The organism is Streptomyces sp. NBC_00386 (assembly GCF_036063235.1).
Lineage (GTDB): Bacteria > Actinomycetota > Actinomycetes > Streptomycetales > Streptomycetaceae > Streptomyces.
In genome coordinates this window covers 7,568,003-7,585,463 of the sequence record NZ_CP107950.1, presented here as the reverse complement: position 1 = coordinate 7,585,463, position 17,461 = coordinate 7,568,003, and the positions used below count along the sequence as shown (strand labels likewise).

Genomic DNA, 17,461 nt, shown 5'->3' with positions numbered 1-17,461 from the left:
AACCGGGTCAGTCGGTGAGGGTCCCGTCACCCGCGTCGTACGTTCCCGACGCTACCGCGAGCAGCCGGGAGGCCTTCAGCTCGGTCTCCCGCCACTCCCCCTCGGGGTCGGACCCCCAGGTGATGCCGGCCCCCGTACCGAAGCGCAGGACGCCGTCGGCACGGTCGATCCAGAACGTACGGATGCCCACGGCCAGCTCGCCGGTGCCGCGGTCGGCGTCGACCCAGCCGACACCTCCGCAGTACGGGCCGCGCGGCGCGGTCTCCAGGACGTCGATGATCCGCAGCGCGCTGGACTTGGGCGCGCCGGTGACGGAACCGGGCGGGAAGGCGGCGGACAGGAGTCCGGGCCAGCCCACGTCCTCGCGCAGTTCGCCGCTGACGGTGGAGACGAGGTGCACGAGCCCGGGGTGCTTCTCGACGACGCACAGGTCGGGCACGGTCACGGTGCCGGTGGCGCAGACCTGGCCGATGTCGTTGCGGACGAGGTCCACGATCATCACGTTCTCGGCGTAGTCCTTGTCCAGGAGATCCGCCTCGGTGCGTCCGGTGCCCTTGATCGGGCCCGACTCGACGGAACGGCCCGCGCGGCGCACGAAGAGTTCCGGGGAGGCGGTGGCTATCTCGACGCCGTGGTCCGGCAGCCGAATCGTTCCCGCGTACGGTGCCGGGTTGCCGCGGGCCAGCAGAGCGGTCAGCGCGTCGACGTCGGCGTCGGCCGGGACGGGCGCGGAGAGCACGCGGCAGAGGTTCGCCTGGTAGACCTCGCCGGCCGCGATGTGCTCCCGGATCCGCCGGACACCGGCGGTGTACGCGGCGCGGTCGAGGGACGACGTCCAGTCACCGGCCGCCGGGCCGTGCCAGCGTCCGGGCACCGGCGCGGGCACCGGCTCCTCTCGTACCTCGCTGAAGCGGGCGCAGGTCAGCCGCCCTTCGAAGTCGGCCGAGACGGCCCAGAAGCCGGACGAGTCCAGGGCCGCGGGATCGCTGGTGACATCGAGGAGATTGGTTGCGACGAGGCCGCCGAAGCGGGCGAGAGGAGGGAGGTCGAGCACGCAGACGAGTCTAGGGCGGGTGTCCGGCGAGTGCCCTGACCATGTCCTCGGGCGGACAGACCGCAGCACGCTGCACAAACGCGTTTTTGTGCTGGCCCGGGAATCCGCTAGAGTTCAACTCGTCGCCGGGACGCGCAAGCGAAACGGAAACGACAAGCGGACGTAGCTCAGTTGGTAGAGCGCAACCTTGCCAAGGTTGAGGTCGCCAGTTCGAACCTGGTCGTCCGCTCGCAGGAAGTGGGGGATCTTCCCGAACCCGCACTCCTGGTGGAGTGGCCGAGAGGCGAGGCAACGGCCTGCAAAGCCGTCTACACGGGTTCAAATCCCGTCTCCACCTCCAAGGACGATTAGCTCAGCGGGAGAGCGCTTCCCTGACACGGAAGAGGTCACTGGTTCAATCCCAGTATCGTCCACTGGTCCGCAAGGATCCCCGCGCGATTAGCTCAGCGGGAGAGCGCTTCCCTGACACGGAAGAGGTCACTGGTTCAATCCCAGTATCGCGCACGCAGTACCAGCAGCAAGCGTGGCTCCGGTCGCGTGACCTGCGCGATTAGCTCAGCGGGAGAGCGCTTCCCTGACACGGAAGAGGTCACTGGTTCAATCCCAGTATCGCGCACCAGCAAAGCCCCCGGTCGTCTCGACGACCGGGGGCTTCGTCGTGCCCCGGTCTTGCCTGCCGGACCTGTGACCTGACCCACGGGGGCCTGGACACGCCGAAGGGGCCCCTCCGTTCGGGAGGGGCCCCTTCGGGTGGCTCAGGACGAGAAGAGCATGTGGCCGAAGCTCTTGTGGCGCTGGTGGCCGCCGTGACCGCCGCCGTGCTGCGGGGCGCCCCATGCGGGAGCCGGAGCGGACGGGTACGCCTGCGGGGCGCCCTGGGGCGGCGGCGCGGGCTGGGACCACTGCGACTCCACGCGGGTCAGGGCCTCCAGCTCGCCGTAGTCGAGGAATATCCCTCGGCAGCCGCTGCACTGCTCGATCTGGACGCCATTGCGGTTGTACGTGTGCATCGGCGCATGGCATTTCGGACACTGCATGCTCGGCTCAACTCCTCGCCGGTCGGTACTGCTTCCGCCAGGACAGACACCGCCCGGCTTCGGTCGGTTGCAGCCTACGTCGCGAAACCTCGGGTCAACTCGGGCGGGATGGCACTCATTCGGTCACAGGCGTCGACCACGGCCTGCTGCACCTCGTCCAACGGCTGTTCCGCGGCTGCGGATTTGGCGACCGCGAGGGCCGCGGTCTGCACGGTGAGGGCGCGGGCCGCGACGTCCAGGGCGGGCCAGGGATCGCCGTCGGCGGGCACGGCGGGGCCGCCGGCCTCCCGGTAGGCGGCCAGGAAGCGGAACCACTCGTCGGGCGGCAGCAGCCCGCAGGCGTACCAGGCGGCGGGGCGGGCCAGGTCCCAGGCCGGGGAGCCGACGCCCAGGTCGTCGACGTCGATGAGGAGCCAGGGACCGTCCGGCGCGGGGTGACGTACGAGCTGGCCGAGGTGCAGGTCCCCGTGGCACAGGGTCGTGGCGTCCGGCATGGGGGCCTCGGCCCGCGCCCAGCCGGGCAGGGCGGCCCAGGCCCGCAGGACCGGGGCGGCGGCCGGGTGCGGGCCGGCCGCGCGCATCCGGGCCATCGCCCGGGCGGCCTTGACAGGCCCCCGCATGGGCGGCAGCCCGTCCGGGGCGGGAGCCCGGTGCAGCCGGGCCAGCAGGGCCGCCGCCGCCTCCCAGGGGGCCGCCTCCGGGGTGTCGGGATCGACGGGAGCGCCGTACGGCCAGAGGGTCACCCGGCGGCCGAGGAGCTCGGCCGGGGCCGGGTCCGACGGCGGCAGGAGGATGCCGGGGAGGCGCGTGGCCGCGGCGACACGGCGGGCGAGCGCGTGGGGTTCCGTGTCCGGGGCGTGGGCCTTGGCGACGATGCCGCCGTGACGGACCACGGTGCCGTCGTCGCGGTCCGCGAGGAGTGTGTCCTCGGCGCCGCAGGAGCAGGCTCCGCGGGGGCCGGGCACAGCCGCCACCGGGTGAACCGCGCCGCGCGCCACGGCGGCGAGCGCGGACACCAGGCTGGGTACGGTCACGGATCCCCCTGTGCTGGACGACGTGCCGGTACGACCCTGACGCCGAGGGCGCCTGCCGGTCAGGACACCTGCCGGCGAGAGTACGCACCCAAGGCCGGCACCAGGCACCCGGCACCCGCGCCGCGACAGCACGGCCCGGTCACCCACTGCCGCACCTGTCCCGGATTCCCGGGGCCGGGACGGGTGCCGAACCACCCCTGCGCCCGGTCCCGGCCGGCCGGGCACCCCCTCGCCGCACCGGCCCGGCACCAAGCGAGTCCACGAGCGGAGGGTCCGCCGTGAGGCACCCGGCCTCACGGCGGGCCTTCGCCCAGGCCCCGTGCCCAGCCCCGGGCAGGGACATCGGGCACCGGGCACAAAGAGATGCCCGCGCAGCTCCCCAGCTGCGCGGGCATCTTTCTGCCGTCCGCCGCACCCCCGTCCCCACGGGGTTTCATGGCCGGATGTCCCCGCCCGGACCGCTCTTCCGGGCCTGGGGCGCCGCTCAGCGCCCCAGCATCACGCCCACGGACGACGCCTGTGTGACCACCGCGTCCCAGCCGCCGAAGACGACCACGAGCAGGGCCGCCAGGGGAAGGACCATCGCTGTCGCCACCAAGGGGTGGCGCTGGCCCTGGCGGGTGCCGAACGCGGCGGTGAACGCCTTGCGTCCCTGCGTGCGGAGCTCTGTCCGCGGTGCCATGTGGGCCATGGTCCCTCTCCTGACCGAGATTCTGTTGTGCCTGGCAGCGGCGGGTGTCTGACCTCGGGGGACGAGTGCTGCACCCGCCGCTTGACCTCAAATCTAGGCGCGCGACGACGTCGGGTCGTCATGCCCTCGTACCGATTGCCGGGCCTCCCGGAGGATGAGCCGTGACCTGCCGAGTACTACCGTGGGTGGAGACGCGGACCCAGGTCTCAGGGTCTTCCCGGAGGGGACGTCCGATGTGCCCTACTGTTCCGAACTGTCCTCCCGGGGAACCGGCTGCTCGACGAGTGCCAGCACCCGAGTCGCCATGAAGCGGGCGGTCCGTACCACTGTTCCGTTTCGAGTGACTTCGCTCACTTCTACGACACCTCGGCGCACCGCCGTCTCCACCCGGCGGCCCGCCCTGCTCGCCACCACCTCGTACGTACGCGTCGTGTCCCCTGCGTCCACGACTATCTCCACGCGGTCACCCCTCACGGGCTCAATCCCCCTTCAGCGATGGATGGTTGGGATCAAGGGCAGGCCAAAGAGGCACTGTTCGCACGCTCCCTGACCACCTCTCAAGTTTCCCACCCGGCACTGACAATCGATCGGAACGAGAGGGCGCGGCCTCTGCGCGCACCCGGCCGCGAAAACGTAAGCTGTGGCTCGTCAAACGGACCGGGCAGCGGGGATGGACATGGCGATGATGCGCCTGAGGCGCGAGGACCCGCGTGTCGTCGGCTCGTTCAGGCTTCACCGACGGCTCGGCGCGGGGGGTATGGGTGTTGTCTACCTGGGCTCCGACCGGCGTGGCCAGCGGGTCGCACTGAAGGTGATCCGGCCTGATCTGGCGGAGGATCAGGAGTTCCGTTCCCGGTTCGCGCGCGAGGTCTCTGCGGCCCGGCGGATCAGGGGCGGCTGCACGGCACGGCTCGTCGCCGCCGACCTGGAGGCGGACCGGCCGTGGTTCGCCACCCAGTACGTGCCCGGACCCTCCCTGCACGACAAGGTCGCCGAGGAGGGGCCGCTGTCGGCCGCCGACGTGGCCGCCGTGGGTGCCGCCCTCTCCGAGGGGCTGGTCGCGGTGCACGAGGCCGGGGTCGTCCACCGTGACCTCAAGCCGTCCAACATCCTGCTGTCCCCGAAGGGGCCGCGGATCATCGACTTCGGCATCGCGTGGGCGACCGGGGCGAGCACCCTCACCCACGTCGGCACGGCGGTCGGCTCCCCGGGCTTCCTGGCGCCGGAGCAGGTGCGCGGCGTCGCCGTCACCCCGGCCACGGACGTGTTCGCGCTCGGGGCCACGCTCGCGTACGCGGCGACCCAGGACTCACCCTTCGGTCAGGGCAGTTCCGAGGTGATGCTCTACCGGGTGGTGCACGAGGAGCCGCATCTGCACGGGGTCCCGGACGCCCTCGCGCCGCTCGTCCGGGCCTGTCTGGCGAAGGACCCGGAGGAACGGCCCAGCACCCTCCAACTGTCCCTGCGGCTCAAGGAGATCGCGGCCCGCGAGGCCCAGGGCATGGTGGACGCACGGCCGCCCGCGCCACGCTCGGATCCGGACCGGCCGACGGGACGCCTGGCCGAGCAGTACGCCGAGCAGCGCACCCAGCGGCGGCCGGGGACCACTCCCCCGCCGCGCACCGGCGGGACGAACGGCGGATCGCGGTCGGGTTCGCGCCCGGCGCCCGCCCGCAACACCGGCCGCACCGGGAACAGGCCCGCGCCCCGCAGCGGCGCCGGACGGCCCGGTCCGCGCACCACCGGCACCGGCAGGCGGCCCGCCAATCCGCGGCTGCTGCGCCAGCGGCTCTTCGTGTTCGTGGTGGTGACACTGCTGGTCGCGCTCGGTATCGCGGCGGCGCAGGGGTGCCAGGGGCCGTCCCGCGGACTCGACGACGGGCCGCGCGACGGCGTACACCAGGAACAGCCGGCGTCCGGGCGACTGCGCGCGGGCGACGCGATCACCGATCCGCACGGGAGCGCGCACCGAGCGGCCGGTTAGTGCCGCGCGGCCCTCAGCTCGTGGGACGGCCCATCGCCACCGCGTAGAAGGCGACCGCGGCCGCCGCGCCGACGTTCAGGGAGTCGACGCCGTGGGCCATCGGGATGCGCACCCATTCGTCGGCCGCCATCAGGGCCCGGGTGGACAGCCCGTCGCCCTCCGCGCCCAGCATCAGCGCGACCCGGTCCATCGTGTGCGGGGCGGCCTCGTCGAGGGACCTCGCCTTCTCGTCCGGGGTGAGGGCGAGCAGGTTGAACCCGGCGTCGCGCACCGACTCCAGGCCCTTGGGCCAGGTGTCGAGACGGGCGTACGGGACCGAGAAGACCGCGCCCATCGAGACCTTCACGGAGCGGCGGTAGAGGGGGTCGGCGCAGTCCGGGGAGAGCAGCACGGCGTCCATGCCGAGGGCGGCGGCGGAGCGGAAGATGGCGCCGATGTTGGTGTGGTCGTTGACCGACTCCATGACGACGACCCGGCGCGCGGACCGCAGCAGCTCGTCCGCCGTCGGCAGCGGCTTGCGCTGCATCGAGGCGAGCGCTCCCCGGTGCACGTGATAGCCGGTGACCTGCTCGGCGAGCTCGGGGCTGACCGCGTAGACGGGTGCCGGGAGTTCGTCGATGACATCGCGCATGACGTCGACCCACTTGGCGGACAGCAGCATCGAGCGCATCTCGTAGCCGGCGTCCTTGGCCCGTCTGATGACCTTCTCGCCCTCGGCGATGAACAGGCCCTCGGCGGGTTCGCGCTTGCGGCGCAGTTCCACGTCGGTCAGGCCCGTGTAGTCACGCAGACGCGGGTCGTCGGGGTTCTCGACGGTGATGAGATCGGCCACAGGGTGATACTGCCTTGTCCTGGGTGCGGTGCCAACGGCTGGGAACGGGTCGGGTTACCCGTGGTTACTCGGGAAGTCCGGAGCCGACGCCCACGACCTCGCCGATGACGATGACCGCGGGCGGCCGCACGTCCTCGGCTCGGACGGTGTCGGCGACGGTGGCCAGGGTGGCGTCGACGCGGCGCTGCGCGGCGGTCGTGCCCTCCTGGACGAGGGCGACGGGGGTGTCGGCCGGCTTGCCGTGCGCCACGAGCGTGTCGGCGATCCTGCCGATCTTGTCGACGCCCATGAGGACTACGAGGGTGCCGCGCAGCTTGGCGAGAGCGGGCCAGTCGACGAGGGAGCGCTCGTCGTCGGGGGCCACATGACCGCTGACCACGGTGAACTCGTGCGCGACGCCCCGGTGGGTGACCGGGATGCCCGCGGCGCCCGGCACCGAGATCGAGCTGGAGATGCCGGGGACGACCGTGCAGGCGATGCCCGCCTCGGCGAGCGCCTGGGCCTCTTCCATGCCACGGCCGAAGACGAACGGGTCGCCGCCCTTCAGCCGGACGACGGCCTTGCCCTGCCTGGCGTGCTCGATGAGCGCGTTGTTGATGGCCTCCTGGGCCATGAACCGGCCGTACGGGATCTTCGCCGCGTCGATCACCTCGACGTGCGGCGGGAGTTCGGCGAGCAGGTCACGGGGGCCGAGGCGGTCGGCGATGACCACGTCGGCCTCGGCGAGCAGCCGGCGTCCGCGGACCGTGATCAGGTCGGGGTCGCCGGGACCTCCGCCGACCAGGGCCACTCCGGCGGTACGGGTGCGGTGGTGCGGTGCGACGAGCGTCCCGTCCCGCAGCCCCTCGACCACGGCGTCGCGGATCGCGGCGGTGTGGCGGGGGTCGCGGCCCTTGGCGTCGGTGGTGAGGACGGCGACGGTCACGCCCTCGCTGTGGCCGGTGGCCGGGGTCCACGCGGTCGCCGCGTCGGCGTCGTCGGAGCGGACGCACCAGACACGGTGGCGCTCCGCCTCGGCCGACGCCTCGGCGGCGGCCCGCGGGTCGCTGGTGGCGATCAGCGCGTACCAGGCGTCGGCGAGGTCGCCCTCCTCGTACGGGCGCCTGGTCCAGGTGATCTCGCCCGCGTCGGCCATGGCCTCGACGGACGGGGTCGCCTGCGGTGACACGAGGTGGATGTCCGCGCCCGCCGCGATGAGCGCGGGAAGCCGGCGCTGGGCCACCTGGCCACCGCCGAGGACGACGACACGACGGCCGGCGAGACGGAGGCCTACGGGATAGGCGGGGTGTTCGGCCATGGAGGTGCGGCTCCTCGTACGGGCAGGCGGTACGGGCAGGCGCGCTGCGGCTTTGGAGCGGCCCTGACGTGGGGTTCTTCGGTGGAGGTCCAGAGTACGGCGGGGCCGGGTGGGCAGCTCGGGACGCCTGCCCACCCCACCGGTGCCGGGGGCCTACTTCTCGGTCACCCCGGCCGAGTCGAACGTCGCGACCTCGTGCATCGCGCGCGCCGCGCTCTGCACGATCGGCAGGGCCAGCAGGGCGCCGGTGCCCTCGCCCAGGCGCAGGTCGAGGTCGATCAGGGGGCGCAGGCCCAGCTTGTTCAGAGCGGCCACGTGACCGGGCTCGGCGCTGCGGTGGCCCGCGATGCAGGCGGCCAGGACCTCGGGGGCGATGGCGCGGGCCACCAGTGCGGCGGCGCCCGCGCTGACGCCGTCCAGGATCACCGGCGTACGCAGGGACGCGCCGCCGAGGAGCAGGCCGACCATGGCGGCGTGTTCCAGGCCGCCGATCGCCGCGAGAACGCCGATCGGGTCCGCCGGGTCCGGCTGGTGGAAGTCGATGGCCCGGCGGACGACCTCGGTCTTGCGGGCCAGGGTCTCGTCGTTGATGCCCGTGCCGCGGCCCGTCACATCGGCCGGGTCGGCTCCCGTGAAGACCGAGATCAGGGCCGCCGACGCGGTCGTGTTGGCGATGCCCATCTCGCCGGTCAGCAGCGCCTTGTTGCCCGCGGCCACCAGGTCGCGGGCCGTCTCGATGCCCACCTCCAGCGCGGCGACGACCTCTTCCCGGGTCATGGCGGGGCCCGTGGTCATGTCGGCGGTGCCCGCGCGGACCTTGCGCGGCAGCAGACCCGGCGTGGCCGGCAGGTCGGAGGCGACGCCCACGTCGACGACACAGACCTCGGCGCCCACCTGGTTGGCGAAGGCGTTGCAGACCGCGCCGCCGCCGAGGAAGTTGGCCACCATCTGGCCGGTGACCTCCTGCGGCCAGGGGGTGACGCCCTGCGCGTGGACACCGTGGTCGCCGGCGAAGATCGCGACGGCGGCCGGCTCCGGGATCGGCGGCGGGCACATCCGGGACAGGCCCGACAGCTGCGCGGAGATGATCTCCAGCATGCCGAGGGCGCCCGCGGGCTTGGTCATCCGCTTCTGGCGCTCCCAGGCCTCGCCCAGCGCCTTCGCGTCCAGGGGGCGGATGTTGGAGACCGTCTCGGCGAGCAGGTCGTGCGGCTCCTCGCCGGGCAGGGCACGGCGGCCGTACGTCTCCTCGTGCACGACCCACGACAGGGGGCGGCGCTTGGACCAGCCGGCCTGCATCAGCTCGGGCTCGTCGGGGAACTCGTCCACGTATCCGACACAGAGGTAGGCCACCGCTTCGAGGTGCTCGGGCAGGCCCAGCGCGCGGACCATCTCGCGCTCGTCGAAGAAGCTGACCCAGCCGACGCCGAGACCCTCGGCGCGGGCCGCGAGCCACAGGTTCTCGACCGCGAGGGCGGAGGAGTACGGCGCCATCTGCGGCTGAGTGTGCCGGCCCAGAGTGTGCCGGCCGCCCCGGGTCGGGTCGGCGGTGACGAGGATGTTGACCGGGGTGTCGAGGATGGCCTCGATCTTCAGTTCCTTGAACTGCTTGGCACGGCCCTTGGGAAGCGATTTGGCGTAGGCCTCACGCTGGCGCTGGGCGAGTTCGTGCATGCTGCGCCGGGTTTCGGCGGAGCGGATGACGACGAAGTCCCAGGGCTGGGAGTGGCCGACGGACGGAGCGGTGTGCGCGGCCTCCAGGACGCGCAGCAGCACGTCGTGCGGGATCGGGTCGCTGCGGAAGCCGTTGCGGATGTCACGGCGCTCGCGGATCACGCGCAGGACGGCCTCGCGTTCGGCGTCGTTGTAGCCGGGGGCCGCCGGGCCGGTGGACTCGCGTACGTCTTCCACCACGGCCGTGCTCTCTTCCTGGTCGGCGACCTGGGTGCGCAGGTCCTCCGCTTGCTGTGCGGCCACGGGTTCCGGCTCCGCGGTGAGGGGCTGCGGAACGGGGGTGGTGGTCTCGGACTCGGCCTCGGCTTCCCGGGGTGCGGGCACCGGCGCCTGCGCGACCGGCTCGGCCTGCGCCACGACGGTGTCCTCAGCCGGGAGGGGCGCGGGGGCGGCCTGGGCCGGCGGCTGCTCCTCGGCGGCCTCCGGAGCCATGGTCATGCCGTGCGGCGGGGTCGGGGCGAGGTGCGCGGCCGTGGGCACCGTGCCGTCCACGGGCACGAACCCGCCGAGGCTCCGGTCGGCCTGGGGTACGACGGGGGCGCCGGGGAATCCGGGGGTGCCCGCCGTGTCCGGCGCGCTCTCGGGGTACTGGTCGCCGAGGGCCGGGAGGTGCGGGTCGCCGACGGTCTCGTGGGCGGCCTCGGCCTGCGCGGCCGCGCCGGCCGGCGCGGCGTGCGGGGCCTCGGTGGTGCCGGGCGCGGACAGGGCGATGCCGTCGTGGGCGAGGGCGTCGTCCTCGGACGGGGCGGTGCCGTTCTCGGCGAAGGCGGGCGGGCCGGTCAGCCGCTGACCCTGGACCTGGGCCTGGACCTCGTCGGGAGCGATGTCCTGTCCGCCCTGCGAGGCTTCCGCCGAGCGCGCGGAGAGCGCCGACAGGGCGGACTCCGGGATCTCGTAGATGTGCGGGGCCGGTACGTCGGCGGGCTGCTCGGCGCCGGACAGGAGAGCTTCGTCCACGAAGAGGACAGCGGGTTCCGGGAGGTGGACGGCGGGTTCCGGGAGCTGGACGGCGGGCTCCGCGGACCCGGCCTCCTGGACACCGGGTGCGGCCAGGCCGGCCCCGTGGGTGTCCTGGCCGGCGAGCTGCGGCGGGACCTGCGCGGCGGCGGGGTCCTCGGCGGGCACGAGACCCTCGGCAGGGGCGAACGGCTGCGCGGGCACGGCAGGTCCGAGGTCCTCGGTGATCTGCGTCGGTACGGCCTCGTGCGCGGAGGTCTCCCCCTCGATCGGGGCCTGTGCCCCGACGTCGGCGGTGTCCGGCACGCCCAGGGCGTCCGGGACGTCCTGGAACTGCGGGGTTTCGGGAATCTGCGGGGCGGCCGAGCCGTCCGCCGCGGGCACCGCTTCGGAAGCCGGGCCGTCCATCGGGTCCTGGAGGTCGAGCGACATCCCGTCGGCCCCCGGTACCGGCGCCTGGGCGGCGTCGAACGCCGGGGCCGGGTCGTGGACGAAGGGCGCGGGCACGGCGTCGGGTGCCTGCTCGGCCTCCGCGGCCTGAGGTGCCTCGGGACCCGGTGCGGATTCCGTCATCACCGCGGACCCGGGCAGCTGTGCCGCCTCGGGGACGACCGTGTCCGCGGCCTCGCCGCCCGCCGGCACGGTCCCCCACACCGCCGCGCTCTGCGGCAGGGCGTCGCCGGCCTGCGGCACGTCCAGGTACTCGGGGCCGGCGCTCGCCGGGCCGGCGTGGCGCAGCGGGGTGACCGGGGTGGCCATGGAGCTCGGGCGGGCGCCCGCGGGTCCGCGGTCGGCCAGCGAGCGCACCGGGCTGGAGGAACCGTCCGGCGTGGGCGGGCCCAGGTGCAGCGGACGGCGCGGCGTCACGGGCTGCGGAACCGGCTGGGGCACGGGTGCCGGGCTCGGCGCGCGCACGGCGCCGAGGTCGATCGCGCCGGTGTCGCGTCCGTCCGTCTCGTGCGGACCGGGTTCGTCGGTGAAGGGCATCGGGGCCGGCGGCGGCACCTCGTTGCCCCAGGCACCCTGGGCACCGGGCGCGCCCGGCAGGAGAAGGAGGTCGTCCTCCTCGACAGAGCTCTCGGAGGAGTCGAGGTAGGTGTACGCGCCCGGCGCGGTGACGCCCGGCTGCTCCACCATGCCTGCGTTCTCCGGCAATCCCTCGCCCGGGACCTGGCCGGTGTCGGTCATGCGTACCCCTCGCCCATCGGTTAGTGCTCCAAAGTCCAGCTCGCCGGGAACGGCGCACCGACCGCCCCACAGTGAAGAACGAGCGTGCGTGCCCAGCGGCACGTACGACCGGCCAACAAAGGCGACAAAGCCATTAACAGGCATTGTCCCGGTCATCCCGCCCTCGCGACAGCGTGATCCGCGAGTGGCCGCTGTGGACTGCGCCACGTTGCGCGTCCTCCGGTTCTGCCGTACCACACACGCCTCAAAACGGGCGGGTTTTCCGGACATTGGCCTACGAAAGGCCGACCCCCCGGAGCGGTACAACGATCGGCCAGCCTACCGCGCGCAGTACGACAACAGGATCACGGGGCGCGATCCGGCAGACGGCCGCTGAGCAGGAACGCGACGCTCCGCTCCTTCTCCGTCCAGGCCCGTGTATCGAGTTCGACGGACTGAATGAGAGCGCACTCGACGTCATAGCCGTGTTCGGTCAGATCGCGGCCGATGAGTTCGGCGGCGTCACGGGTCGCGGCGTCCGCGACGATGCGCTGGGGACGGCGGTCCGCGACCGCGGAGACGACCGCCGCTCCCCCGCCTCCGACCCGCACGACATCGGGTTCGGGCAGGTCTTCGAGGACGTGCGGGGCGCTGCCGTGCACGATCTGCATCTGCACGCCGTAGCGGCGGGCCGAGTGCTCGGTGCGGGCGCAGGAGCCCGGACTGCGGTCGACCGCGATGACGGCGGCGCCGGTGCGGGCCGCCTCGGTGGCGAAGGCGCCGCTGCCGCAGCCGATGTCCCAGACGAGGTCGCCGACGCGCGGTCCCAGCCGGGCGAGCTGGGCGGCGCGCAGCAGATCCGTCTCGCCCTCGCCGAGCGCGCCGCCGTACGCGCGCGCGGGCAGCGCCCAGCCGCGCGGCCCGGCGCCGGGTTCCCGTCCGGCGATCCAGCCGCCGCCCTCGGCCGTGGCCACGAAGCCGCCGATGACGATCACGACGTTCGGGTCGCGCCAGGTGTGGTCGGCCGCCTTGTCGGAGGTGAGGATCGTGACCTGTTCCCGGGCGGTGCCGAGTTCCTCGCAGATGACGAAGGAGCGGTGAACTCCTTCGAGCAGCAGCCCGAGTTCGGCGGGGCCGGCGCCGGGCGAGGTGAGGACGGCGACCTTGGTATGGGCGCGGCATACATTCACCGCGCGTCGCAGGGTGCGACTGTGTGCCACGACCACTTGCGCGTCGTCCCAGGGCATTCCGGCGCGGGCGAAGGCGGCGGCCACCGCGGAGACGGCGGGCACGACTTCGACCTCCAGGCCGAACTCGGGTGCGCGCAGGGTGCGTACGACGCCGAAGAATCCGGGGTCCCCGTCGGCGAGGACGACGGCGGTGCCCCGGTGGCCTGCGATACGGCGGGCGGCGAGGGCGACGCTGCCCAGCCGGACGCGTTCGGCGTTCTCGGGCACTTCGGGGAGTTCGAGATGGTGGGCCGCGCCGGCCACCAGCGTGGCGGCACCGAGGGCGGAGCGCGCCGCGTCGGCCAGCGGCGAGCCGTCCCAGCCGATCACCGTGACCCGGTCGGCCATCGTCGTCAGTCTCCAGAAGGTCTTCGCAGGTCTCAGGTGCAGCCCGGGCGGGCTTCGTGAGGGTACCCCGGTGCGGCCCGGCGGGGGTGTGGCGGCCGGTGTGGCGCGGGGAGCGGTCCCGCCGTGCCGGGTCGACGGGTCCGGGTACGTGTCCGGACCCTCGGGGCCGGGATCCGGTGAGGTGACTCCCGTACACCCATGTGACTCGGCCCGACCGTATACGACCCGCCGTGACCGGACACGACCTGCCGTGGCGGTTTCCGCCCGTCGGGGCGGGCCCGCGCACGGGCTGCCGCGCGTCGGCCGGGCCCCTCAGTTCCAGTCGTTGAAAGAGGAGTAGCGGCCCGTGTCGGTGAGGTGCTGCCCGTCCATTCCGTCGAGGTCCTCCGGCAGCAGGCTCCACACGATGAAGTCGGTGCGCAGGTCGACCCAGGTGCCCTCCTCGGTCCGGGTGCGCGCTATGCAGGCGTTGCGCAGCACGCCCTCGCTGATGCAGCCGATCTTCTGGGCCACCTGCTGCGAGGCGGTGTTGCCGGCGGCCGTGCGCAGTTCCACGCGCTCGAACTTCTGCTCGCGGAAGAGCCATCGGCCGGTGGCGAGCGCGGCCTCGGACGCGTAGCCCTCGCCGCGTGCCCAGGGGGCGATGATGTAGGACAGCTCGGTGGAGCGGACCCGCCAGTTGGTCTTGCCGAGCTGGATGACGCCGACCAGACGCTGGGTGAGGAACTCGGTGACGGCGAGGTCGAGTCCGCGCCCCCGAGCGCGTTCCGTGGGCGCGTAGTCGGTGATCCAGTCGCGGGCACCGTCCTCGGTGAACGGCTGCGGGATCGACGTCCAGGCCGCCACCATCTCGTCGTTCATCATCTCGGTCAGCGCGGGCACGTCGTCCTCGTCGAGCGCACGCAGGACCAACCGCTCCGTGCTGATGGAGATGTCGGGGAAGGTGCTCGTCATGCGACGCTCCGTAACCGTCGGGGACTTCGGACCTGATGTACCGTCGGGTCCGCTGAACTGCCCAGCATGCAGCATGAAACCACTGAACGGCACAACGGGGTCCACTCCGGGTAATGGAGTGGACCCCGTGCGGTGACGAGTCGGGCCTGGGACGGCAAATCGGCCCGGGCGCAGGTCTACTTGAACGACGGGATGACGGAGCCGGCGTACTTGTCCTCGATGAACTTCTTGACCTCGGGCGAGGTGAGGAGCTTCGCGAGCTTCTTCACGCGCGGGTCGTTCTCGTTGCCCTTCTTGACGGCGAGGAAGTTGCCGTAGGGGTTGTTCGTCGCCGACTCAAGGACGAGGGCGTCCTCGGCGGGCTTGAGGCCGGAGGATATGGCGTAGTTGCCGTTGATCACCGCGGCGTCCACGTCGTCCAGGGAGCGCGGGGTCTGAGCCGCCTCGACCTCCTTGAACTTGAGGTTCTTCGGGTTCTTGGAGATGTCCTGCGGGGTCGCCTCGCTGCCGGCGCCGTCCTTGAGGGTGATGAGCCCCTTGGACGCGAGCAGCTTCAGGGCACGCGCCTCGTTCACGGCGTCGTTCGGCACCGCCACGGTCGCACCGCTCTTCAGGGCGTCGACACTCTTCACCTTGTGCGAGTAGAGGCCGAGCGGCTCCAGGTGCACCGTGACGACGGGCACGATGTGGGTGCCGCGCTTCTTGTTGAAGTCGTCCAGGTACGGCTGGTTCTGGAAGTAGTTGGCGTCGACCGAGCCGTCCTCGGTGGCCGTGTTGGGCACGATGTAGTCCTGGAACTCCTTGACCTCCAGGTCGAGTCCCGCCTTCTTCGCCAGGTTCTTCTCGATGAAGTTCAGGATCTCGGCGTGGGGGACCGGGCTGGCGGCGACAACGAGCGGGCCGCTGTAGTCGGAGGAAGAGGAGGAGTCCTTGCCCGAACCGCAGGCGGAGAGACCCAGGGTGAGGGCTCCGGCGACGAGGACGGCGGTGGTGATCTTGGCAGTGTTACGCACGAAAAGTGCCTTTCCTGAGGGGTGAAGCGGCCCCGTCATGGGGTGGACGGGGAAATCTGCGGGTGGGGCCGGGGACCACGTGTGGATCCGCGGTTCTTCAGGCGGCCTCGCCGACGTCCGTGGTCACGGGCCGGCCGGACTTCAGCAGGCGCAGCCTCGGGGCGGGACCCGAGTGACCGCTCCGGCGGTCAAGGGTGCGGGCCGCGTAGTCGCCGGCGAACTGGATGGCCGAGATGACCACGGCGAGGAGGGCGACGATGATCCACATCAGCTCGGTCTCGAAGCGCTGGTAGCCGTAGCGGATGGCGAGATCGCCCAGTCCGCCCGCGCCGACGGTGCCGGCCATCGCGGAGTAGCCGATGAGGGCCACGACCGTGGTGGTCCCCGAGGAGATCAGCGACGGCAGCGACTCGGGGACGAGAACCTTGCGCACGACGGTCCAGGTGTTGCCGCCCATCGACTGCACGGCCTCGACGAGCCCGCCGTCCACCTCACGGACGGCGGTCTCGACCAGACGCGCGAAGAACGGGATCGCACCGATGGCGAGCGGCACGATGGCGGCCTCGCGGCCGATGGTCGTACCGGTGATCCACCGGGTGAAGGTCATCAGCGCGACCATCAGGATGATGAACGGCATCGAGCGGGCGATGTTCACGATCTGCCCGACGACCTTGTTGGCGACGACGTTCTGCAGCAGGCCGCCGCGGTCCGTCAGCACCAGCAGGACACCGAGCGGCAGGCCGCCGACGATCGCGATGAGGGTGGACCAGCCGACCATGTAGAGCGTGTTCCAACACTCCTCGGACAGCAGCGGCTGCATCTCGGACCAGCTCACTTGGCACCTTCCTTGACCAGCGTGGGCTGCTGCCCCTGGATGTCGATCTGCAGGCCCTGCTCGCGGAGGAACCCGATCGGCACGACGTTCTCCTCGTAGCGGCCGGGCAGCTCAATGCGCATCCGGCCGACCTGCCTGCCCGCGACGGTGTCCATCGCGGCGCCGAGGATCGAGATGTCGATGTTGTACGTGCGCGAGAGCTGCGAGATGACGGGCTGGGTCGCCGACTCGCCGTGGAAGGTGACGTCGATGACCGTACGGTCGTCGCCGGAGGCCTCGCCGCTGACCGGGAAGAGCGCGGAGGCCAGTTCGGAGCCGGGCGTCGCGAGGAGTTCGCTGACGGTGCCGGACTCGACGACCCGGCCGTTCTCCATCAGCGCCGCCGAGTCGCAGACGGTCTTGACGACGTCCATCTCGTGGGTGATGAGCAGGACCGTCAGACCCAGCTGCCGGTTCAGGTCGCGCAGGAGCTGGAGGATGGAGCGGGTGGTCTCCGGGTCGAGGGCGCTGGTCGCCTCGTCGGAGAGCAGCACCTTCGGGTCGCCGGCCAGCGCGCGGGCGATGCCGACACGCTGCTTCTGACCGCCGGAGAGCTGGGCCGGGTAGGACCCCGCCTTGTCGGACAGGCCGACCAGGTCCAGGAGTTGGAGGGCCTTGTGCCTGCGCTCCCTCCTGGAGAGGCCGAGAATCTCGAGCGGCAGCTCGACGTTGTCCTGGACGGTCCGCGAGGACAGCAGGTTGAAGTGCTGGAAGACCATGCCGATCCGGCTGCGGGCCTGGCGCAGCTCCCGGCCGGCGCGCGGGCCGCGCCCGGCGAGAGCGGTGAGGTCCCGGCCGTCGACGGTGACCGTGCCGGAGGTGGGACGCTCCAGGAGGTTGACGCAGCGGATGAGCGAGGACTTGCCGGCACCGGACTGGCCGATGACGCCGAACACCTCGCCTTCGCGGACATGAAGATCGACGCCGTCGAGGGCGGTCACTTCACGGCCGCGCGAGCGGTAGACCTTGGTGAGGCCCGTTGTCGTGATCACTGGGGAATTCCGTCACTGTCGAGTGCGGGGCGTGGGTGTGCGCCGGGCACGGGTGCATTCGGTCGGAACGCGGCACGGTTCTCGCGATGGCGATGGAACCGGAAGGAGAACGTGTGCGCGGGGCAGCCCGGTCACGTACGCGGTACGGACACGGGGCGCGGCGGTCCCGCTTCGGGGCGCGGGATCAGGCGGTGGTGCAGGGGGCCCTCTAGCAGGCACACATTCGACACATACAACGAGCACCGGGCGTCATGGTCGCCTCGG

At 72.3% G+C, this 17,461-nt stretch carries 14 protein-coding genes and 5 tRNA genes; 6 read left to right on the top strand and 13 right to left on the bottom strand.

The genetic code is table 11. The features are described from left to right. Positions 1-7: 7 nt before the first annotated feature. Entirely contained in the window at positions 8-1,054 is a 1,047-nt protein-coding gene (locus tag OG780_RS33330; RefSeq protein WP_328454444.1) for a chorismate-binding protein, read from the bottom strand. 156 nt (positions 1,055-1,210) lie between these two features. On the opposite strand from OG780_RS33330, the gene OG780_RS33325 reads away from it, so the two are divergent. The 5 genes from OG780_RS33325 to OG780_RS33305 all read left to right on the top strand — a co-directional run bounded on the left by OG780_RS33325 (position 1,211) and on the right by OG780_RS33305 (position 1,673). After that, positions 1,211-1,283: transfer RNA gene (locus OG780_RS33325), tRNA-Gly, on the top strand. Between the two features lie 37 nt (positions 1,284-1,320). After that, a tRNA-Cys gene (locus OG780_RS33320) sits at positions 1,321-1,394 on the top strand. A gap of 1 nt (position 1,395) precedes the next feature. After that, positions 1,396-1,467, top strand: a tRNA-Val gene (locus OG780_RS33315). Between the two features lie 19 nt (positions 1,468-1,486). Next, a tRNA-Val gene (locus OG780_RS33310) sits at positions 1,487-1,558 on the top strand. Positions 1,559-1,598: 40 nt separating this feature from the next. Beyond that, a tRNA-Val gene (locus OG780_RS33305) sits at positions 1,599-1,673 on the top strand. 136 nt (positions 1,674-1,809) lie between these two features. On the opposite strand, the gene OG780_RS33300 is transcribed toward OG780_RS33305, so the two are convergent. From OG780_RS33300 to OG780_RS33285, 4 genes are all read right to left on the bottom strand, one after another. Beyond that, the gene (locus tag OG780_RS33300; protein WP_328454442.1) at positions 1,810-2,091 is read right to left on the bottom strand and encodes a TFIIB-type zinc ribbon-containing protein; all 282 of its coding nucleotides are present in this window, start codon (positions 2,089-2,091) and stop codon (positions 1,810-1,812) included. 74 nt (positions 2,092-2,165) lie between these two features. Continuing rightward, complete coding sequence (locus OG780_RS33295; RefSeq protein ID WP_443062246.1) at positions 2,166-3,125, bottom strand: phosphotransferase family protein; 960 nt, start codon at positions 3,123-3,125, stop codon at positions 2,166-2,168. 484 nt (positions 3,126-3,609) lie between these two features. After that, the gene (locus tag OG780_RS33290) at positions 3,610-3,816 is read right to left on the bottom strand and encodes a hypothetical protein (protein WP_328454440.1); all 207 of its coding nucleotides are present in this window, start codon (positions 3,814-3,816) and stop codon (positions 3,610-3,612) included. Positions 3,817-4,056: 240 nt separating this feature from the next. Continuing rightward, positions 4,057-4,290, bottom strand: coding sequence for a hypothetical protein (locus OG780_RS33285; protein ID WP_326788867.1), 234 nt, complete (start codon positions 4,288-4,290; stop codon positions 4,057-4,059). 196 nt (positions 4,291-4,486) lie between these two features. Between OG780_RS33285 and OG780_RS33280 the strand changes: the two genes are divergently transcribed. Beyond that, entirely contained in the window at positions 4,487-5,800 is a 1,314-nt protein-coding gene (locus tag OG780_RS33280) for a serine/threonine-protein kinase (RefSeq protein ID WP_328458576.1), read from the top strand. A 13-nt stretch (positions 5,801-5,813) separates the two neighbouring features. Here OG780_RS33280 and OG780_RS33275 read toward each other — a convergent pair whose 3' ends face one another. From OG780_RS33275 to OG780_RS33240, 8 genes are all read right to left on the bottom strand, one after another. Continuing rightward, positions 5,814-6,632, bottom strand: a complete 819-nt coding sequence (locus tag OG780_RS33275; protein WP_328454438.1) for a TrmH family RNA methyltransferase — start codon at positions 6,630-6,632, stop codon at positions 5,814-5,816. Between the two features lie 64 nt (positions 6,633-6,696). Continuing rightward, positions 6,697-7,929 carry a uroporphyrinogen-III C-methyltransferase gene (gene cobA / locus OG780_RS33270; protein WP_328454436.1) on the bottom strand — a complete coding sequence of 411 codons (1,233 nt, stop codon included), beginning with the start codon at positions 7,927-7,929 and terminating at the stop codon, positions 6,697-6,699. 153 nt (positions 7,930-8,082) lie between these two features. Next, the gene (gene cobT / locus OG780_RS33265) at positions 8,083-11,808 is read right to left on the bottom strand and encodes a nicotinate-nucleotide--dimethylbenzimidazole phosphoribosyltransferase (protein ID WP_328454434.1); all 3,726 of its coding nucleotides are present in this window, start codon (positions 11,806-11,808) and stop codon (positions 8,083-8,085) included. Positions 11,809-12,152: 344 nt separating this feature from the next. Beyond that, positions 12,153-13,364 (bottom strand): precorrin-6y C5,15-methyltransferase (decarboxylating) subunit CbiE, encoded by a 1,212-nt coding sequence (cbiE, locus tag OG780_RS33260; RefSeq protein WP_328454432.1) that lies wholly within the window; start codon positions 13,362-13,364, stop codon positions 12,153-12,155. A 312-nt stretch (positions 13,365-13,676) separates the two neighbouring features. After that, on the bottom strand, positions 13,677-14,318 hold the full coding sequence (locus tag OG780_RS33255; protein ID WP_328454430.1) for a GNAT family N-acetyltransferase: 642 nt from the start codon (positions 14,316-14,318) through the stop codon (positions 13,677-13,679). A 176-nt stretch (positions 14,319-14,494) separates the two neighbouring features. Then, on the bottom strand, positions 14,495-15,331 hold the full coding sequence (locus OG780_RS33250; protein WP_328454428.1) for a MetQ/NlpA family ABC transporter substrate-binding protein: 837 nt from the start codon (positions 15,329-15,331) through the stop codon (positions 14,495-14,497). Positions 15,332-15,428: 97 nt separating this feature from the next. Then, positions 15,429-16,166 (bottom strand): methionine ABC transporter permease, encoded by a 738-nt coding sequence (locus OG780_RS33245; RefSeq protein WP_328454426.1) that lies wholly within the window; start codon positions 16,164-16,166, stop codon positions 15,429-15,431. Then, the gene (locus OG780_RS33240) at positions 16,163-17,197 is read right to left on the bottom strand and encodes a methionine ABC transporter ATP-binding protein (RefSeq protein ID WP_328454424.1); all 1,035 of its coding nucleotides are present in this window, start codon (positions 17,195-17,197) and stop codon (positions 16,163-16,165) included. The genes OG780_RS33245 and OG780_RS33240 overlap by 4 nt, the downstream gene beginning before the upstream one ends. Positions 17,198-17,461: the final 264 nt, after the last annotated feature.

Bases quoted from the DNA above. Each gene is read 5' to 3' on its own strand.
- OG780_RS33290 (WP_328454440.1), bottom strand. From the start codon at position 3,816: ATGGCCCACATGGCACCGCGGACAGAGCTCCGCACGCAGGGACGCAAG.
- OG780_RS33300 (WP_328454442.1), bottom strand. From the start codon at position 2,091: ATGCAGTGTCCGAAATGCCATGCGCCGATGCACACGTACAACCGCAAT.
- OG780_RS33255 (WP_328454430.1), bottom strand. From the start codon at position 14,318: ATGACGAGCACCTTCCCCGACATCTCCATCAGCACGGAGCGGTTGGTC.
- cobA (WP_328454436.1), bottom strand. From the start codon at position 7,929: ATGGCCGAACACCCCGCCTATCCCGTAGGCCTCCGTCTCGCCGGCCGT.
- cbiE (WP_328454432.1), bottom strand. From the start codon at position 13,364: ATGGCCGACCGGGTCACGGTGATCGGCTGGGACGGCTCGCCGCTGGCC.
- OG780_RS33280 (WP_328458576.1), top strand. From the start codon at position 4,487: ATGGACATGGCGATGATGCGCCTGAGGCGCGAGGACCCGCGTGTCGTC.
- cobT (WP_328454434.1), bottom strand. From the start codon at position 11,808: ATGACCGACACCGGCCAGGTCCCGGGCGAGGGATTGCCGGAGAACGCA.